This window comes from Candidatus Limousia pullorum (assembly GCF_057405065.1).
The window spans coordinates 1,289,452-1,307,393 of sequence record NZ_CM171614.1 but is presented as its reverse complement, the minus strand read 5'-3'; the positions used below and the strand labels follow the sequence as shown (position 1 = coordinate 1,307,393).

The window sequence follows — 17,942 nt, the reverse complement described above, 5'->3', positions numbered from 1 at the left end:
ATTAAGGCTGTCACCTAAATTTTGTGACAGCCTTTTTAAGTAACGTAATATTCAATTAGAACCTATCTCTGTTTACGGCAATAACAATCATGTTTACACCCTGCATAATGAGGTTGAAAGCTATTATGTAACCAACGGAAATCATTGTAAGGAAAGGATGTCCGAAAGCCAAGAATCCACCGATTACTGAAATAACTCCGCAGATAATAGAAATCACGCCTGCGCCTGTAGAAATCTCCTTTTTCTTCCAGCCCGCAACAATCTGGAAAATACCATAAAGAATCAAAGCGCCGCCGATCAGGTAAACCATCATCATATCTGTAAGGAATCTCAAAATTCCGCTGAACAAAAGGAGAATACCTGCCAACACAATCAATGCACCTAAAACAATTTTACCTGTGTCCTTCTTTGGCTGTGAAGCAACACCGTCAGCAATCGACTCAACACCGTTTACAATTATAAGTACCGCAATAACCCAGGATATTCCGAGAAATACTCCAAGCGGAACACAAAAAGCGTAAACTCCCAACAGTGCAGTTATCACTCCTAATACAATACCCGCAATTTTCATTATACCACTCTCTTTCTGTTTTTACTTGCTATATATAGCGATATGTAAATTATAACATCGCTTTTCCAAAAGTCAATAAAAATTTTTAAAATATTTTTAAATATTCTTTTTTTAGCATTTACAAACATCAAAATATATGAAGGTGTTTTACAAAAAATAAAGGAGCAGAAATCTGCTCCTTTATGTTATTTATTGTTCATTCGGTACTAAATCCACTGTTACAATTTCCGGAGGATTGTTGACACGGAAAAAATATCCGGTATCCCCAAGTCCTGCCGAAACCACAAGTTTAAAGCCGTCAAAATCGTAAATACCCTTGTCGTATTTCGGAAAAAGTCCCTGGGACGGCGCAATCACACCGCCTATAAATGGAAGTCTCACAAGACCTCCGTGGGCATGTCCCGAAAGCATAAGATCAAACTTGTAGTTTAAAAACTCCTTGCATTTGACCTTATAGCGGCTCTTTGCATATTCAGGGTAATGACACAAAAGTATTTTATAGTCATCTCCCTGACAGAATTTATTTAACAGCTTTATTTCTTCCTGTATCTCAGGCGAATTTATGCCGTTTTCCGATAATTCTTCATACCAGCTAAGACCCAAAAATTTCAGCTTTGAGCCTTTCACCTCAAGGCAGGCGATTTCATTGTCCAAAATCACCGTACCCGTTCTTTTGATTTCCCTCAGTATCTCATCGTTGTAATCTTTCAGGTAGTCCAGTTCATGGTTTCCCAAGGCGTAGTACACCGGAGCGGTTTTCACAACCTCCTCCAAAAGATGAGTTATAGGCGTGTAATCCTTATTTCCTCGCCTGCACATATCACCTGTCACAACCACCACATCCGGGTTTTGCTCAGAAATCTTTTTGGTAAGCTCCCCGTTAAACTCCCCGAACTCCTTTAAATGCAAATCACTCAGGTGAACAATCCTTATCTTTTTCTTTATTCTTTTGTCACTGACAACATAATTGCTCAACGTAATTTTCTGCATTGCAAAATAATTGTACACACAATAAATCATCGCCAAAACAAAGACGATAACAACCGCTGTTGCAAATTTCAATTACAAATCCTCTTTTCAATGGGAATTTGGAAAAGGAAATCAAACAATAACAGGACAAGTTCCGATGTCTTTTCTGTAATGTGCGCCCTCGAAGCTTATTTTTTCAACAGCCTCATAAGCTTTTTTCAGTGCGCCCTCAAGGGTGTCGTCAACTGCGGTAACGCCCAATACTCGTCCGCCGTTTGTGTAGAATTTGCCGTTTTCCAGTTTTGTGCCCGCATGGTAAACTATTGCACCTTCTACCCCGCCTTTCTCATCAAGGCCGCTCATCTCTATACCCTTTTTGTAGCTTTCAGGATATCCGCCGCTTGCCATAACAACACATGCAGCTGCTCCCTTTTTCCACTTAATATCAAGGTCGCCAAGTGTTCCGTCGATAACGGCTTCACAGATATCAACCAAATCGGTTTCAAGGCGTGGAAGCACAACCTGAGTTTCAGGGTCGCCGAAACGTGCGTTGTACTCTATAACCTTCGGACCCTTTGGTGTGAGCATAAGGCCGAAATAAAGACATCCCTTAAAGGTTCTGCCCTCTTTGTTCATAGCTTCGATTGTAGGTTCAAAGATTGTCTTTCTGCAAATCTCAGCCATTTCATCTGTGTAGTATGGGTTCGGGCTGATTGTGCCCATTCCGCCTGTGTTAAGACCCTTGTCGCCGTCCAAGGCTCTCTTGTGGTCCTTTGAACTTACCATAGGCTTTACACACTTTCCGTCTGTAAATGAAAGAACGGAAACCTCTGGGCCTGTGAGAAATTCCTCGATAACTACACGGCTGCCTGACTCGCCAAATTTCTTATCATCCATTATTGAATGGATTGCAGCCTTTGCGTCCTCAACTGTCTGGCAGATAAGCACGCCTTTACCCAAAGCAAGACCGTCGGCTTTTACTACAACAGGAGCCATATTGTTGTTTACAACATAATCAAGGGCGTCCTTTGAGTTGTCGAAAACCTGATAATCAGCTGTTGGAATACCGTATTTCTTCATAAGATTTTTAGAGAAAACCTTTGAAGCCTCGATTTCTGCCGCAGCCTTCTTAGGACCGAAAGCTCTTATGCCCTCAGCCTCCAAAGCGTCCACCATACCTGCGGCAAGCGGGTCGTCAGGAGCTACAAAAACCAAATCTATTTTATTTTCCTTTGAAAAATTCACAACGCCCTCAATGTCCATTGCGGAGATATTAACGTTCTCAGCGTCGCAGGCGATACCGCCGTTGCCGGGAGCGCAGTAGATTTTCTCTACCTTTGGACTTTCAAGAAGCTTTTTGATAAGGGCATGTTCTCTTCCGCCGGAACCTATCATCAATATTTTCATACAGCGCACCTCGTATCAGTGATGGAACAGACGAATTCCTGTAAAGCACATAACCATGTTGTACTTGTTGCAGGTATCTATTACGTTGTCATCTCTTATAGAGCCGCCCGGCTGTGCGATAAACTCAACGCCTGAACGCTTTGCTCTCTCGATGTTGTCGCCAAATGGGAAGAATGCGTCAGAGCCCAAGGAAACACCCTTGAGTGTCTTGAGCCATTCTTTTTTCTCTTCTCTTGAAAGAGGCTCTGGCTTTGTTTTGAAGAACTGCTGCCATGTTCCCTCTGCCAATACATCCTCGTAATCGTCGGAGATATAAACGTCGATTGTGTTGTCACGGTCAGGACGTCTGATATCGTCAACGAAAGGAAGATTTAATACCTTCGGATGCTGTCTGAGGTACCAGATATCAGCCTTGTTTCCTGCAAGTCTTGTGCAGTGGATTCTTGACTGCTGACCTGCGCCAACGCCGATAGCCTGTCCGTCCTTTGCATAGCAAACGGAGTTGGACTGTGTATATTTAAGTGTGATAAGAGCTATAAGCAAATCTCTCTTTGCTTCCTCTGTAAACTCTTTGTTCTCTGTAACAATGTTCTGCATAAGCATTGCTTCGTTTATAAGAAGCTCGTTTCTTCCCTGCTGGAAAGTAACGCCGAAAACATCCTTATGCTCTACAGCGGCAGGCTTGTAGTTAGGGTCAATCTTTACAACATTGTATCTGCCTCCTCTCTTTGACTTGAGGATTTCCAAAGCTTCCTCAGTGTAGTCAGGGGCGATAATTCCGTCGGAAACCTCTCTTTTAAGGAGAGTTGCAACGGAAGCGTCACAGGTGTCGGAAAGTGCAACCCAGTCGCCGTAAGAGGACATTCTGTCTGCGCCTCTTGCCTTTGCGTATGCGCAGGCGATTGGAGAAAGCTCCAAATCGTCAACAAAGTAAATCTTTTTAAGAGTGTCGGAAAGCTCTGTGGCAACAGCGGCGCCGGCAGGGCTTACATGCTTAAAGGATGCGGCGGCAGGAAGTCCTGTTGCCTCTTTAAGCTCGCAGACAAGCTGCCAGCTGTTGAAAGCGTCCAAAAAGTTGATATAACCCGGATTGCCGTTTAAAACCTCGATTGGAAGGTCAGAACCGTCTTTCATAAAGATTTTTGATGGCTTCTGGTTCGGGTTACAGCCGTATTTTAAAAGCAAATCGTTCATTTCACTATCCCCTTACTTCATCAAACTATATATTATACATTCTTATTTATAATTCTTGACTCAAAGCATCCTGTTTCAATATCGATGTATCTTACAAACAGTGATACCTTATTTTCCTCGTTCAAAGCGTTCCAAATTTTATTTGCAAAGCTGTCGATATCGTCGTTGCCGATTTCAACAAGAACAGGCTCGCCCTCGAAGCTTGGGAGAGGATTTCCGTCGCTCATGTATGTGTGGATAAGTCTGCCCTCGCCTGCCAAAGGAGCTGAATAGCTGAATGTGTATCTCTCGCAGCAGTCAGGATTGCCGTTTGCGCTCTTGAGAATTGACATAGCATAGTTCATCTTGCCGCCCTCTGCCTTTACAATACCGGAAATTCTCGGTGTGTAGTTTGGTGCGTCCGGCTCAAACTCACGTGTTCTCAATGACTGCTCAAATGTCATCTGCTGATTCATAAGCTCGTAGATTGTGTCGGTCTGGTCACCGTTTGTAACGATAGTCTTGTTTCCGAGAACTCTAACCGGCGCATAAATGATAAGAGAAGGGTCAACAAGCTTGCTCTCGTCAAAAGCCTGTGTGCGGATACCGTCTTTCTCCTCAACAAAAATTCTGTTTCTGCTGTTCTCGCTTCTGCCCATGATGAAATAAGCGATTACAGCCTTTTTTCCGTCTGCGCTTTTACCGAGCATAATTCCTCTGCCCGGATATGGATTAACACTCAAATATTTTTCTGCTGAAACGGGTTTCATTTGTTGTTTCCTCCTCAATCTTTAATTATTGTTCTGCTGCCCTGCACCGAAATTTTTTCACTGCAAAAGAGTGATACCGCCTTTGGAAGTATCTTCCACTCAGCCTGCTCCATAACCTTTCTCTGTAAAGTTTCCGCAGTATCGTCGTCGGAAATCTCCACAGCCTTTTGAAGAATTATAGGGCCGCCGTCGCAAATCTCGTTTACAAAATGCACGGTAGCTCCTGTCACCTTAACTCCCCTTGCAAGGGCGGCTTCGTGGACTTTAAGTCCGTAAAAGCCTGCTCCGCAAAAGCTTGGAATAAGGGACGGGTGTATATTTATCATTCTGTTTTCAAACTGTTTTATAACCTTGTCGCCAAGAATTGTCATAAATCCGGCAAGCACAACCAAATCCGCCTTTTTCTCCAAAAGCAGAGCGGTCAGCGCCTCGTCATAGGAATCAAGGCTTTCATAATCCTTGCGTCTGATAACGGCGTAATCTATGTTGTGTTTCTTTGCTCTTTCAATGGCGTAAGCATTTGGGTTTGAAGAAACAACGCAGGAAATTCTGCCGTTTTCGATTTCTCCTCTTTCGGAAGCGTCAATAAGCGCCTGAAGGTTTGTACCTCCTCCGGATACCAAAACCACAATATTTTTCATTACTCAAGCACCACTCCGTCGCTGCCCTCGGCAACCTCACCGAGAATAACTGCAGTTTCACCGATGTTGTTAAGTATCTCTATAGCCTTGTCAGCCTGACATGCAGGAACAGCGGCAATCATACCGATACCCATATTAAATGTGTTGAACATATCTCTTTCAGGGATGTTGCCAACTCTCTGAATTACCTTAAAGATAGGAAGTACAGGAACTGCGTCCTTCTTAATTCTTGCTGTAAGTCCCTCTTTCATCATTCTCGGAATGTTCTCATAGAAGCCGCCGCCTGTGATGTGGGAAATAGCCTTAACGTCGATATTTTCGATAAGGTTCAAAACAGCCTTAACATAAATCTTTGTAGGTGTGAGCAAGGTCTCGCCCAAAGGCTTTGAAAGCTCCTCGTAAGTGTTGTGAATTGTTTCCTCGTTGATGTCGAAAACCTTTCTTACAAGGGAGAAACCGTTGGAGTGAACACCGGAAGAAGCAATACCGATAAGCACATCGCCCTTTTCGAGTCTGCTTCCGTCGATAATCTTTTTCTTGTCAACCATACCAACGCAGAAACCTGCAACGTCGTATTCGTCAACAGGATAAAATCCCGGCATCTCAGCGGTTTCGCCGCCTACCAAAGCGCAGCCTGACTGAACGCAGCCATCTGCAATACCTGAAACGATCTCTGCAACTCTCTCAGGAACATTCTTTCCAACTGCCACATAGTCAAGGAAGAACAAAGGCTTTGCGCCGCAGCATACAACGTCGTTTACGCACATAGCAACAGCGTCGATACCGATAGTATCATGCTTGTTGAGAAGGAAAGCAAGCTTAAGCTTTGTACCTACACCGTCAGTACCGCTTACGAGAATAGGCTCTTCCATTCCTGCGATATCCGGCTTAAAAAGACCGCCGAAACCGCCGATACCTGAAACAACGCCATCAGTTGTTGTTCTTGCCACATGCTTTTTCATAAGCTCAACAGCTTTATATCCGGCAGTTACGTCAACGCCTGCCGCCTTATAGCTTTCAGAAAAACTCTTCATCCGAAACACTCCTGTATTTTATTTTTTATATTAGTTGAGTATATACTGTTTACAAATTATAACTGAGCAACCTTTTCCTGCAAAGCCTCGTCCTTTGCCAGAACTTCCTGCTCCATTGTCTTTTTCATGTTTTCAAGCTTTGAAGCCAATTCATCGTCGCTTAAAGCCAGCATCTGAACTGCCAGAATACCTGCGTTTCCTGCTCCGTCAACTGCAACAGTTGCAACAGGGATACCTGTAGGCATCTGAACTGTGGCAAGCAAAGCGTCCAAACCGTCAAAGTTTGCTGATTTTACCGGAATTCCGATAACCGGAAGAGTTGTATGTGCTGCAAGCACGCCTGCAAGGTGAGCAGCCATTCCTGCTGCTGCGATTATAACGCCGAAGCCGTTTTCCTTTGCCTTTGAAGCAAATTCAGCCGCCTGGAAAGGTGTGCGGTGTGCGCTCATTACGTGAACCTCATAGGGAACACCAAATTCCTTTAACTTCTTAACGGCTTTTGAAACAACACCGAAATCGCTGTCGCTTCCCATGATTACTGCAACTTTTCTCATGTCAATCTCTCCTTTGTTTTAATCCGCAAAAATGTAGGCTCTTAAAGCAAAAGGCTACGGTAAACCGTAGCCTGAGCATACAACATTACTTGTATTTTATTATAAGTGAAAACAGATTAAAATTCAATAGATATACCTGTGAAAAATGATTTTTTCCTATATATTGGGTATATTTCCTTTAAAAAACCTATTTTTTTACTTTGAAACAGGTGCGTCGCTGTTCCAAACCTCTTTAAGAGATGTGGCAAGTCCGGCAATACCCTGAATTTCTGACGGAATAATAATCTTTGTAGCTTTTCCGTCTGCTGCTTTCTGGAAAGCCTCAAGGCTCTTAAGTGTGATAACCTTGTCTGTAGGATTAGCCTCGTTGAGCATTCTAAGAGCGTCTGCATAAGCCTTCTGAACAGTCAAAATAGCTTCAGCCTCACCGGCTGCCTCTCTTATCTTTGACTCCTTAATAGCGTCTGCCTTGAGGATTGCAGATTCTTTCATACCTTCTGCAACAAGAATCTGGCTTCTCTTTTCACCCTCTGCGTCGAGAATTCTTGCACGTCTTTCACGTTCAGCCTTCATCTGCTTTTCCATAGCGTCCTGAATTTCTCTTGGCGGAAGAATGTTTTTAAGCTCAACACGGATAACCTTAATACCCCATGCGTCTGTAGCCTCGTCAAGGATAATTCTTATCTTGTCGTTTATGGTATCTCTTGATGTCAAAGTGCTGTCAAGCTCCAAATCGCCTATGATGTTTCTAAGTGTTGTGGCGGTGAGATTTTCAATAGCGCTTATAGGTCTTTCAACACCGTAGCAGTAAAGCTTAGGGTCTGTAATTTCAAAATACACAACTGTGTCAATCTGCATTGTTACGTTATCTCTTGTGATAACCGGCTGAGGCGGGAAGTCCACAACCTGCTCTTTAAGGGTAACATTTTGATGAACCCTGTCTACAATCGGTATTTTTATGTGCAAACCTGTTCCCCATGTGGTGTAGTATGCGCCGAGACGCTCTATTACATAGGCGTGTGCCTGAGGAACAATTCTGATGTTTCTTACAACTACGATTATAACTATAAGTACAATAATTGCCGGAACCAAAAATCCCATCATGTTTGGCAATACCTCTTCAAAAAATTCCATATTAGTACTCCTCTCATTAAAGGCTTTAAGCCTTAGATTTTTTCTACAATAAGTTTGACCCCTTCAATGGAAATAACCTTTACGCTGCTGTTTTTCGGGATAACCTTTCCGTCAACGGAACGTGCTGTCCAAACCTTTCCTCCTACAGTTACGGCGCCCTGGCTCATTCTGTTGTCTATGTCGCTGGTGACAACCGCAGTTTTTCCCACTGTAGAGTCAAGATTTGTTTTAACTCTCCCGAATTTTGTAATTTTTTTCACGAAAGGTCTTGTTGCCAAAAGACTTGCAAAGGAAACAATCAAGAAAACCGCTATCTGTATAAATACATTATCTGTAAAAATACAGCTTACAGCCGCCGCCAAACCACCTATAACAAACCATACAGACACAAGCTGTGCGGTGGATGCTTCGATTATTCCCATAACAAGAGCTATTGCAATCCATATATAAGGCATATACTCCATAAAAGCGCCTCCCTTCTTAATGCATAAGATATCACAAACCTTAAAAATAGTCAAGTAATTTAAAAATAACCTACACAAAAGGAAAATTTTGTGTTATAATTATAAACATAGTAAAGCTAAAGAGGTTATGTATATGGCGCAAAATAATATTTTTGACACATTTGACGAGGGAATAATCCCCGGCGGTATGAGAACAAAAACAGAGATCAAAATGCTCATCTGTTATATTTTCCGTGCGGTCAAAAAGCCCTTGAGCAAAGAGCTGGTGGTAAGCGCAATTTTAGAAAAAGCTCTCGCCAATTATTTTGAAACCTGCTCCTGCTTTGACGATCTTGTAAAGCTGGGAAATCTTAAAAAAAGTGAAAAAGGAGAAAAGCTTTTCGAGCTTACAAAGGACGGCATGATGATTGCCGACCAGCTTGAAAACAATCTCGCCTATTCGGTTAAGGAAAAGGCATACGCCTGCACATTAGAGCTTTTGGAAAAGCAGAGAATAGAAAAGGAAAACAAAGTTACAATAACACAGACCGAAAACGGATGTTATGTAAACTGCTCCATATCCGGCGGCGATATGAACCTTATGAATTTCCAGCTTTATGTTCCGGACATCAACCAGGCTCGTCTTGTAAGAAAAAATTTCCACAAAAGCCCTGAAACCGTCTACAAGGTTATGGTTGCCCTTATGACCAGAAACAAAGACCTTATTGACGAAGCTTTAAGCAACATAGGAAGCCTTTTGTAAAATTCAAACTATTATAAACTGCATTACGCACAAAAGTATTGTGCCGGGAATTCCCCCAACACCGGATATTATAAGTGACCAACAGCTTATGGGTAGGTTTATACCTGTATAAGCCGAGGTAAGGTTTACCGCAAACAAGGAAGCCACTCCAAAAAGCACGTACATAAATCCGGTTTTAAGGGGTTTTTTCTTTAGAAATAAAGCGTTGATTATTCCGAATAAAACCACGGTGCAAAGCAAAATCATAATTACAACAGCAGTGTTCATACACTCGCCCCCATACGCAAAAAAATAAACCGCCGGTAAACCCGACGGTTAATTTTATGCTTTTATTAAGGCAATAATGCTTGTGATTATTTTGCAAAGAACATGAAGATGTTAAGTGCAATAACAAAAACAACGAAGCCGATTGCAATAATCTTTGTCCAGCGTGAAAGGAAAGCGTCGATTGAACGAGCCTTATTCTTAGAGAAGAAAGAATCTGCGCCGCCTGTAACAACACCGATACCCTGCTGGTTGCCCTCCTGGAGAATGATTACGATAATCATAATAATTGCAAAAACAATAAGAAGAGCGCCTAATGCGATTTCCAAACCTGACATTTATTTTCGTCCTTTCAATTCATATTATCTTTGCGGAAATATCTCCGAAATCCCACAAAGCATATTTCTACATTCATACATCGTATTTTACCATATCATAGATGTAAATTCAAGCATTTTTTAATATTTTATCCTAAAAAAGATTTCCCGAAAACATTTTAGTCACATATAACAATCTTGATATCAAAAATTGTAAACCCACACAAACACTTTATTTATTTTTAAACAAAAATACATAGATTTTTTTGTTTCCATAATTCACAAAACATATTGATTTAAGTTAAAGTAAATGATATAATTATAAAAACAAACAATATTATTATAAGTATTAGGGGGTGTCTTTTATGGCTATAACTGTTAAACAACCTACCGCATACAAAACGGCAGTATTTTTTTTCTATCTTTTTATAATTTCGGGTTCTTTGCTTGTATTTAACATCACAGATTGGTATGAATATGTTCCGCCGGAGGCACATTTCAGCTTTCACCTGGCAGCTTTATTCTATACTCTGCTGATAGTACTTTTCTACTTCATGTACCACTGCAAAATCTCAAAATATGCTTTTGACAAAGATGAACATACAACCATTCCGAAACTCATTATGTACGACTCCAATGCCTCAAAAGACGCTTTAGACAATGATAAAAAGATATCTGTTCCCATATTCATATTATTCTGTGTCTGTGCATCTGCGATTTACATTCTCGCAATGGTACTAAAACAAAACAATATTTTAAATCTGTTAGAAATACTGGTTTTGATATTATCCGGTATTTTTGGATACATAGCCAGACATGCAAAATGACAGACAACACTAAATAAAACTTGCGCCTGCGTCCTTTACGGATGCAGGCGTTCTTTTTTAGTAAATTTATTTTTCACCGTCGGAAACCAGGGAAAGCTGTTCCCCCTGTTCCTCCGCTGTGGGTATTGCTCCCATTGAGGGGATTGTCTTTATTTTGAAACGCTTTTCGTTTTTAAATGTTCCGGCTTCATACTTTTTAACGGACATAAGTCTGTGACCCTTTTTCTGCTTCATAACCGCAACGCCCTGTGTGGTTCTTGAGGTTTTAAGGGCAATATCTGCGGTATTCACTATAAGCAGTCTGCCTGAGGAGGACTCCAAAAGCATTTCTCCCTCTTCCGTGAAAAACTCCATATCAGCAAGAGGCGCTTTGTCACTGTAGGCGTTTGCAAGCTTTTTTCTGTTGGTCTTTGTGGCATAGCTTTCAAGGGGAACCTTTCCAAGCTTGCCGTTTTCATAGCCGAAAATCAAAAATCCCTTGTAATCCTTTGTTACAACCATCTTGACAGCGGTTTCACCCTCGTCCATGGAAAGCTTTGCAGGGATATACTCGCCCAAAACGCTTGCCTTTGTATCGCCGAAGTCGTTGGCTTTCGCCTTATAAACCTGACATTTATTTGTAAAGAACAAAAGGTCACAGCCGTTTGTTCCCTCTATAACCTCGGAAACCTCGTCGCCCTCTTTAAGCTTCTGCTCTCCGCTCATTCTCAGAGAAAGGGGGGTTATTTTTTTGAAATATCCCTCTTTTGTAAAGAAGAAGTTTACCGCATAGTCCGGTATTTCCTCAGCATCTTCCACATAATTTGTTTCGTCCTCATAGATTATAAGGCTCTTTCTTGGCTTGCCGTACTTATCCGCAACCTCTTTAAGCTCTTTAACGATTATGTTTTTAATCTTTGTCTTGCTTTTGAGAATTGACTCAAGCTCAGCAATCTCCTTTTCAAGGTCTTCAATCTCTTTGGTTCTCTTCAAAATGTACTCACGGTTCAAATGGCGAAGCTTGATTTCCGCCACATATTCCGCCTGAATTTGGTCGATACCGAACCCAATCATAAGGTTTGGCACAACCTCGTTTTCTTCCTCTGTTTCTCTTACAATTTTTATGGCCTTGTCGATATCAAGAAGAATTACTTCAAGACCTTTCAAAAGGTGAAGCTTATCTGTTTTCTTTCCAAGCTCAAAATATGTGCGTCGTCTTATACATTCCATACGGAAAGCCGTCCACTCGTTAAGCAAATCCTTAACGCCCAGCACACGTGGAACTCCGCCGATAAGCACATTGAAGTTACAGGAAAAGCTGTCCTCCAGGGTTGTAAATCTGAAAAGCTTTGCCATAAGCTTATCAGGGTCAACTCCCCTTTTCAAATCAATGGTGATTTTTAAGCCCTCTCGTCCTGTTTCGTCACGTATATCAGAAATTTCCTTAGCTTTTCCGCCCTTTACCAAATCTATAACCTTTTCGATTATAGCTTCACAGGTAGTTGTCGGCGGTATCGCTGTTATATCGATACAGTTTGCGCTTTTGTCATACTCATATTTTGATCTTACCTTGATACTTCCCTTACCGGTTCTGTAGATATCATCTATAGCCTTTTCGTTATAAATAATCTGTCCTGCGCCTATAAAGTCAGGAGCCGGCAATGTGGATTTTATATCGTGGTCAGGGTCTTTTATGAGGGCGGCAGTGGTTTCACAGATTTCTCTAAGGTTAAAAGAACAAATACTTGAAGCCATACCAACCGCAATACCCGTATTTGCATTTACCAAAACAGACGGGAATGTTGCAGGCAAAAGGGTAGGCTCTTTCATTGTATTGTCGTAGTTGTCCATGAAGTCAACTGCGTCCTTATCTATATCACGGAAAAGCTCGTTGCATATCACATCAAGCTTTGCCTCTGTATATCTCGAAGCCGCCCATGCCATATCACGGCTGTAAAATTTACCGAAGTTACCCTTTGAATCCACATACGGATGAAGCAGAGCCTCATAACCACGGGACAGTCGCACCATAGTATCATAAATAGCCGCATCACCGTGGGGATTTAATTTCATTGTTGCGCCCACAATATTTGCGGACTTGGTTCTTGCTCCTGTAAGCAAGCCCATTTTATACATTGTATACAGCAGTTTTCTATGTGAAGGCTTAAAGCCGTCTATTTCCGGAATTGCACGGGACAAAATAACGCTCATAGCGTAGGGCATATAGTTTTCCTGAATTGTAGAAACAATTTTCTGTTCCACAACCATACCTGCGCCCTCAATAATACCCTTTATACGTTCCGTATTTTCTTTATTTGAACTTCTTTTTCGTGAAGCCAACTTACCTTCCTCCTATTTTTCTTTTATAGAAATATCTCGTAGGGGCGGATTATATATCCGCCCGGTAATACAATGGCAGATAATAAAATTACGCCTGTTTATGGAGATGATGTTAAATACTAAATCAAACCTAAACCATATTTTAAATTTGTGAATATGGTTCATCTTATTATGAAATTCATCATTATAAACGAACTTATTTTTATAATAACACTCACTGCGACAGGGCGGATATATAATCCGCCCCTACGGCAGTATAACAATCTTACTTCAAAATATTTCCTGCAAAATACACCTAAATGTAAGAATAGCCATCCAACCGCCAAAACAAACCTTTACCCGCCGCACAAACGAACACTAACCTCTAAAGGGAAGTCTTCCAAGGCGGAACTAAAATAACCGCCGCATAACGAACGGTAACCTCCAAAAGGAAGTCTTCCAAGGCGGATATAAAATAATCAGCTTACGTCGAGCTCGTCGATGTATTCGTTGCCGTGTTCTACTATAAATTCTTTTCTGCCCTGTAGGTTGTCGCCAAGAAGAATGTCGAAAATTTCCGCTGTCTTTTCCACATCGTCGGGCATAACCTTTATAAGTCGTCTGGTAGCAGGGTTCATGGTGGTAAGGCTCATCATGTCCGCTTCGTTTTCACCAAGTCCCTTGCTTCGCTGAACGGTGAATTTTTCCTTGCCTATCTGATTGAGATACTTTTCCTTTTCAGCCTCAGTATAGGCAAAATAAATTTGATTTTTTGTGGTTATCTCGTAAAGAGGTGACTCTGCAATAAACACTTTTCCCTCTTTAATAAGGGTCGGGGTAAGACGGTAAAGCATGGTAAGCACCAGAGTTCTTATCTGGAAACCGTCCACGTCCGCATCGGTGCAGATTATAACCTTGTTCCACCTTAAAAGATTTATATCAAACACAGAAAGGTTCTTGTTTGACTTTGTCTTTACTTCTACGCCGCAGCCCAAAACCTTCAGCAAATCGGTTATAATGTCGTTTTTGAAAATTTTATCGTAATCCGCTTTCAAGCAGTTCAATATTTTACCTCTGATTGGGATTATAGCCTGGAAATCAGGGTTTCTCGCCTGCTTACATGCGCCAAGAGCCGAGTCACCCTCAACTATGAATAGCTCTCTTTCCTTTACATCCTTGCTTCGGCAGTCAACAAACTTCGCCACACGGTTTGTTATGTCCATGTTGCTGGTGAGGTTTTTCTTTATGTTAAGCCTTGTTTTTTCCGCATTTTCACGGCTTCTCTTATTGATAAGCACCTGGTTGCAGACCTTTTCAGCTTCCAAAGGATTTTCAATAAAATAAATTTCAAGCTGGTGGCGCAGAAACTCCACCAAAGCATCCTGTATGCCCTTATTTGTAATAGCCTTTTTGGTCTGGTTCTCGTAAGAGGTCATTGTGGAAAAGGATGATATAACAATAACCAAACAGTCCTCAACATCGGTAAAATTTATCTTGCTTTCGCTTTTGTTGTACTTGCCGTTTTGCTTCAAAAAGCTGTCAATCTGATATACAAAAGCGTTTTTTACCGCCTTTTCAGGCGCACCGCCGTATTCAAGCCAGCTGGAATTGTGATAGTATTCACTGCAAGCCACACGGTTTGAAAAAGCGCAGGCAACATTTGCCTTGAATTTGTATTCAGGCTTGTCGTCACGGTCACGGACGCTTCTTTCAGTCTGCCAGTTCTGTACAGATGATATACCGTCGTCGCCAACAAGCTCTTTAACATGGTCTAAAATACCGTTTTCATAATTAAAGTTAGTTTCCTCGAAAGACTTGCCTTTCTGCTCTCTGAAAATAAAATTTATTCCCGCATTGACAATGGCCTGTCTTTTCATTACATCGAGAAAATACTCGCTTTTAACATCTATATCAGTAAAAACATCAAGGTCAGGCTTCCATTTTATTTTAGTACCTGTGTCCTTTTTGTTGTATGTTTCCTTTTTAAGACCGCCGATATTCTCACCCTTTTCAAAGTGCAGAGTGTAGCGCATACCGTCACGTCTTATATCTACATCCATATATTCGGAAGCAAACTGGGTTGAGCAAAGACCCAATCCGTTAAGTCCAAGGGAAAACTCGTAGTTTTCACCCTCGTTATTGTTGTATTTACCGCCTGCGTACATTTCGCAGAAAACCAGCTCCCAGTTGTAACGCTGTTCGTTGTTGTTAAAGTCAACAGGAATACCTCTTCCGTGGTCTTCAACCTCAAAAGAGCCGTCGCTGTATTTGGTAACTACTATTTCCTTACCGTAACCCTCTCTTGCCTCGTCTATGGAGTTTGAAAGTATTTCAAAAACAGAATGCTGACAGCCCTCAATACCGTCAGAGCCAAAAATAACCGCAGGTCTTTTTCTGACCTTATCGGCGCCTTTTAAGGCTGTAATACTATCATTGCCGTATTCGGCATTCACCTTTTTCTTCGCCATACTTACCTTCCTTATTTTTTAATTCCGACTTGCAAAGCTTTCTTCTAAAAATAAACTTCATTTCAAGTCGGGCGAAACGTATTTTTTATTCCGACCTGCATGGGTTGATCTTACAAATTAGGTTCATAACAGGTCGGGCGAGACCTTTTCCTTATTATTGGGAATGGTTCGCTCTCGATTAACTTATTTATAATTTATTTCTTCTTTCCTTTTTTATCGGAAATTCCCTGTAATTTCATTATCTTATCTCTCAGATATGCGGCGTGTTCAAATTCAAGCATTTTTGCCGCATCCTTCATCTCTCTTGTAAGCTCGTCAATAAGCTTTTGTTTTTCAGCCTTTGAAAGCTTACCAAACTTCTTCTCGGTTGTTTCTCCCTTTGAAGAAATTTCAAGCACATCTGAAACCTTTTTAACTATTGTTTTCGGAACAATTCCATGTTCCTCGTTATATTTATTCTGAATTTCACGGCGGCGGTTTGTCTCTCTTATGGCGTTTGCCATAGAGTCGGTAACACTGTCGGCGTACATTATAACCTCACCGTGAGCGTTTCTCGCCGCACGTCCTATAATCTGAATAAGTGACCTTTCACTTCTCAAAAATCCCTCTTTGTCTGCGTCAAGGATTGCAACCAGAGAAACCTCCGGGATATCCAGACCCTCTCTCAAAAGGTTAATTCCCACCAAAACGTCGAACTCACCCAAACGCAAATCACGGACAATCTCCATTCGTTCCACCGTATCTATATCGTGGTGCATATACCTTACCTTTATGCCCATGGTTTCAAAATATGCGGTCAAATCCTCCGCCATTTTTTTGGTGAGAGTGGTCACAAGCACTCTTTCCTTTTTCTCCGTTCTCATGTTTATCTCGGAGATAAGGTCGTCAATCTGACCCTCAACAGGACGCACGGAAATAAGCGGATCCAAAAGTCCTGTGGGTCTGATAATCTGTTCAGCAATAACAGAGCTTTTTTCCTTTTCCAAATCTCCCGGAGTTGCGCTGACAAACACAACCTGATTTATTCTGTCGTAAAACTCCTGAAAGTTCAAAGGTCTGTTGTCAAAAGCCGATGGCAGGCGGAAACCGTACTCCACAAGGCTTTCCTTTCTCGCTCTGTCACCTGCATACATTCCCCTTACCTGAGGCAATGTAACATGGGACTCGTCCACAAACAACAAAAAGTCCTTTGGAAAGTGGTCTAAAAGGGTAAAGGGAGCAGAACCCGGCTCTCTGCCGGAAAGCACTCTTGAATAGTTTTCAATTCCTGTGCAGAAGCCTATTTCCATAAGCATTTCAATATCGTATCTTGTTCTCTGCTCTATTCTCTGAGCCTCCAAAAGCTTTCCCTGTTTTCTGAAAAATTCCAGACGCTCCTCCAGCTCTCTTTCCAGCTCTTTTACAGCCGTCTGCATTTTTTCCTTTGATACAATATAATGGGAAGCCGGATAAATTGCGGCGTGCTTCAAAACCGAGATAAGCTCTCCGGTCAGAGGATTTATCTCGCTTATTCTGTCTATCTCATCCCCGAAAAACTCCACACGGATTATTTTATCTCCGGACGAGGCGGGAAAAATCTCCAGCACATCCCCACGTACACGAAACTTATTTCTCACAAAGTTTATGTCGTTTCTCTCATACTGGATTTCCACAAGTTTTTTTATAATTTCGTCACGGCTTTTTTCCATACCTGGACGCAGAGAAATAACCATGTTTCGGTAATCAATAGGGTCGCCCAAGCTGTAAATACAGGAAACCGAAGAAACGATGATAACGTCACGTCTTTCCGCCAGAGCAAGTGTGGCGCTGTGGCGAAGCTTGTCTATCTCATCGTTTATAGAGCTGTCCTTTTCTATATATGTGTCCGTGTTGGCAATATATGCCTCCGGCTGGTAATAGTCGTAGTAGGAAACAAAATATTCAACAGCATTTTCCGGAAAAAACTCCTTGAACTCTGAACAAAGCTGAGCCGCCAAAGTCTTGTTGTGGGCAAGCACCAGTGTAGGGCGGTTAACTTTTTCAATAATATTAGCCATTGTAAATGTTTTACCGGAACCCGTAACTCCCAGCAAGGTCTGTTCCTTGTGTCCATTATTTATGCTTTCCACAAGTTTATCTATAGCCGCCGGCTGGTCGCCGGTTGGTTTATAAGGTGAATGAAGTTTAAAATCGCCCATATTCGCACCTCTTTTTATAGTTTAGGAACAATAGTTCGTTTATTTCTATAATACACCCCAAAAAAGACATTGTCAATGTTTTAGTATATCACAAACAATAGTATTTTACAAACTTTTATTTTTTATGAAACT

Annotated in this window: 17 protein-coding genes; 2 read left to right on the top strand and 15 right to left on the bottom strand. The window is 41.6% G+C overall.

What is annotated here, in order from left to right; all coding sequences use genetic code 11:
- Window positions 1-55 precede the first annotated feature (55 nt).
- From CGICJO_RS05705 to CGICJO_RS05660, 10 genes are all read right to left on the bottom strand, one after another.
- Complete coding sequence (locus CGICJO_RS05705; protein ID WP_486499952.1) at window positions 56-571, bottom strand: HdeD family acid-resistance protein; 516 nt, start codon at window positions 569-571, stop codon at window positions 56-58.
- Between the two features lie 189 nt (window positions 572-760).
- Window positions 761-1,633: a metallophosphoesterase gene (locus CGICJO_RS05700; protein ID WP_486499951.1), complete on the bottom strand. Its 873-nt coding sequence runs from the start codon at window positions 1,631-1,633 to the stop codon at window positions 761-763.
- Window positions 1,634-1,672: 39 nt separating this feature from the next.
- Window positions 1,673-2,947 (bottom strand): phosphoribosylamine--glycine ligase, encoded by a 1,275-nt coding sequence (purD, locus tag CGICJO_RS05695; RefSeq protein WP_486499950.1) that lies wholly within the window; start codon window positions 2,945-2,947, stop codon window positions 1,673-1,675.
- Between the two features lie 15 nt (window positions 2,948-2,962).
- On the bottom strand, window positions 2,963-4,141 hold the full coding sequence (locus CGICJO_RS05690) for a phosphoribosylaminoimidazolecarboxamide formyltransferase (RefSeq protein ID WP_486499949.1): 1,179 nt from the start codon (window positions 4,139-4,141) through the stop codon (window positions 2,963-2,965).
- A 32-nt stretch (window positions 4,142-4,173) separates the two neighbouring features.
- Window positions 4,174-4,890, bottom strand: a complete 717-nt coding sequence (locus tag CGICJO_RS05685) for an IMP cyclohydrolase (RefSeq protein ID WP_486499948.1) — start codon at window positions 4,888-4,890, stop codon at window positions 4,174-4,176.
- A gap of 14 nt (window positions 4,891-4,904) precedes the next feature.
- The gene (gene purN / locus CGICJO_RS05680) at window positions 4,905-5,531 is read right to left on the bottom strand and encodes a phosphoribosylglycinamide formyltransferase (protein WP_486499947.1); all 627 of its coding nucleotides are present in this window, start codon (window positions 5,529-5,531) and stop codon (window positions 4,905-4,907) included.
- Complete coding sequence (purM, locus tag CGICJO_RS05675; RefSeq protein WP_087376449.1) at window positions 5,531-6,565, bottom strand: phosphoribosylformylglycinamidine cyclo-ligase; 1,035 nt, start codon at window positions 6,563-6,565, stop codon at window positions 5,531-5,533. The genes purN and purM overlap by 1 nt, the downstream gene beginning before the upstream one ends.
- 56 nt (window positions 6,566-6,621) lie before the next feature.
- Window positions 6,622-7,119, bottom strand: a complete 498-nt coding sequence (gene purE, locus CGICJO_RS05670) for a 5-(carboxyamino)imidazole ribonucleotide mutase (protein ID WP_087376448.1) — start codon at window positions 7,117-7,119, stop codon at window positions 6,622-6,624.
- Between the two features lie 195 nt (window positions 7,120-7,314).
- Window positions 7,315-8,220, bottom strand: a complete 906-nt coding sequence (locus CGICJO_RS05665; protein WP_087376466.1) for an SPFH domain-containing protein — start codon at window positions 8,218-8,220, stop codon at window positions 7,315-7,317.
- 65 nt (window positions 8,221-8,285) lie between these two features.
- Entirely contained in the window at window positions 8,286-8,717 is a 432-nt protein-coding gene (locus CGICJO_RS05660) for an NfeD family protein (RefSeq protein WP_087376447.1), read from the bottom strand.
- 133 nt (window positions 8,718-8,850) lie between these two features.
- On the opposite strand from CGICJO_RS05660, the gene CGICJO_RS05655 reads away from it, so the two are divergent.
- Window positions 8,851-9,459, top strand: a complete 609-nt coding sequence (locus tag CGICJO_RS05655) for a DUF4364 family protein (protein ID WP_158096200.1) — start codon at window positions 8,851-8,853, stop codon at window positions 9,457-9,459.
- Window positions 9,460-9,462: 3 nt separating this feature from the next.
- Here the strand turns inward: CGICJO_RS05655 and CGICJO_RS05650 are convergent, their stop codons facing one another.
- A complete protein-coding gene (locus tag CGICJO_RS05650) occupies window positions 9,463-9,726 on the bottom strand; it encodes a pro-sigmaK processing inhibitor BofA family protein (RefSeq protein WP_087376445.1) in 264 nt (87 codons plus the stop codon).
- Between the two features lie 86 nt (window positions 9,727-9,812).
- Complete coding sequence (secG, locus tag CGICJO_RS05645; protein WP_486499946.1) at window positions 9,813-10,061, bottom strand: preprotein translocase subunit SecG; 249 nt, start codon at window positions 10,059-10,061, stop codon at window positions 9,813-9,815.
- 344 nt (window positions 10,062-10,405) lie between these two features.
- Between secG and CGICJO_RS05640 the strand changes: the two genes are divergently transcribed.
- Window positions 10,406-10,867 (top strand): hypothetical protein, encoded by a 462-nt coding sequence (locus CGICJO_RS05640; protein ID WP_486499945.1) that lies wholly within the window; start codon window positions 10,406-10,408, stop codon window positions 10,865-10,867.
- Window positions 10,868-10,933: 66 nt separating this feature from the next.
- Here CGICJO_RS05640 and CGICJO_RS05635 read toward each other — a convergent pair whose 3' ends face one another.
- The 3 genes from CGICJO_RS05635 to uvrB form a co-directional block, all read right to left on the bottom strand.
- Window positions 10,934-13,186: a DNA gyrase subunit A gene (locus CGICJO_RS05635; protein ID WP_486499944.1), complete on the bottom strand. Its 2,253-nt coding sequence runs from the start codon at window positions 13,184-13,186 to the stop codon at window positions 10,934-10,936.
- Between the two features lie 458 nt (window positions 13,187-13,644).
- Window positions 13,645-15,633: a DNA gyrase/topoisomerase IV subunit B gene (locus CGICJO_RS05630; protein ID WP_486499943.1), complete on the bottom strand. Its 1,989-nt coding sequence runs from the start codon at window positions 15,631-15,633 to the stop codon at window positions 13,645-13,647.
- A gap of 194 nt (window positions 15,634-15,827) precedes the next feature.
- Entirely contained in the window at window positions 15,828-17,810 is a 1,983-nt protein-coding gene (uvrB, locus tag CGICJO_RS05625; RefSeq protein WP_486499942.1) for an excinuclease ABC subunit UvrB, read from the bottom strand.
- Between the last annotated feature and the right edge of the window lie 132 nt (window positions 17,811-17,942).

Bases quoted from the DNA above. Each gene is read 5' to 3' on its own strand.
- CGICJO_RS05650 (WP_087376445.1), bottom strand. From the start codon at position 9,726: ATGAACACTGCTGTTGTAATTATGATTTTGCTTTGCACCGTGGTTTTA.
- purM (WP_087376449.1), bottom strand. From the start codon at position 6,565: ATGAAGAGTTTTTCTGAAAGCTATAAGGCGGCAGGCGTTGACGTAACT.
- CGICJO_RS05665 (WP_087376466.1), bottom strand. From the start codon at position 8,220: ATGGGATTTTTGGTTCCGGCAATTATTGTACTTATAGTTATAATCGTA.
- CGICJO_RS05660 (WP_087376447.1), bottom strand. From the start codon at position 8,717: ATGGAGTATATGCCTTATATATGGATTGCAATAGCTCTTGTTATGGGA.
- CGICJO_RS05655 (WP_158096200.1), top strand. From the start codon at position 8,851: ATGGCGCAAAATAATATTTTTGACACATTTGACGAGGGAATAATCCCC.
- CGICJO_RS05685 (WP_486499948.1), bottom strand. From the start codon at position 4,890: ATGAAACCCGTTTCAGCAGAAAAATATTTGAGTGTTAATCCATATCCG.
- CGICJO_RS05640 (WP_486499945.1), top strand. From the start codon at position 10,406: ATGGCTATAACTGTTAAACAACCTACCGCATACAAAACGGCAGTATTT.
- uvrB (WP_486499942.1), bottom strand. From the start codon at position 17,810: ATGGGCGATTTTAAACTTCATTCACCTTATAAACCAACCGGCGACCAG.
- CGICJO_RS05690 (WP_486499949.1), bottom strand. From the start codon at position 4,141: ATGAACGATTTGCTTTTAAAATACGGCTGTAACCCGAACCAGAAGCCA.
- purN (WP_486499947.1), bottom strand. From the start codon at position 5,531: ATGAAAAATATTGTGGTTTTGGTATCCGGAGGAGGTACAAACCTTCAG.
- secG (WP_486499946.1), bottom strand. From the start codon at position 10,061: ATGTCAGGTTTGGAAATCGCATTAGGCGCTCTTCTTATTGTTTTTGCA.
- CGICJO_RS05705 (WP_486499952.1), bottom strand. From the start codon at position 571: ATGAAAATTGCGGGTATTGTATTAGGAGTGATAACTGCACTGTTGGGA.
- purD (WP_486499950.1), bottom strand. From the start codon at position 2,947: ATGAAAATATTGATGATAGGTTCCGGCGGAAGAGAACATGCCCTTATC.
- purE (WP_087376448.1), bottom strand. From the start codon at position 7,119: ATGAGAAAAGTTGCAGTAATCATGGGAAGCGACAGCGATTTCGGTGTT.
- CGICJO_RS05630 (WP_486499943.1), bottom strand. From the start codon at position 15,633: ATGGCGAAGAAAAAGGTGAATGCCGAATACGGCAATGATAGTATTACA.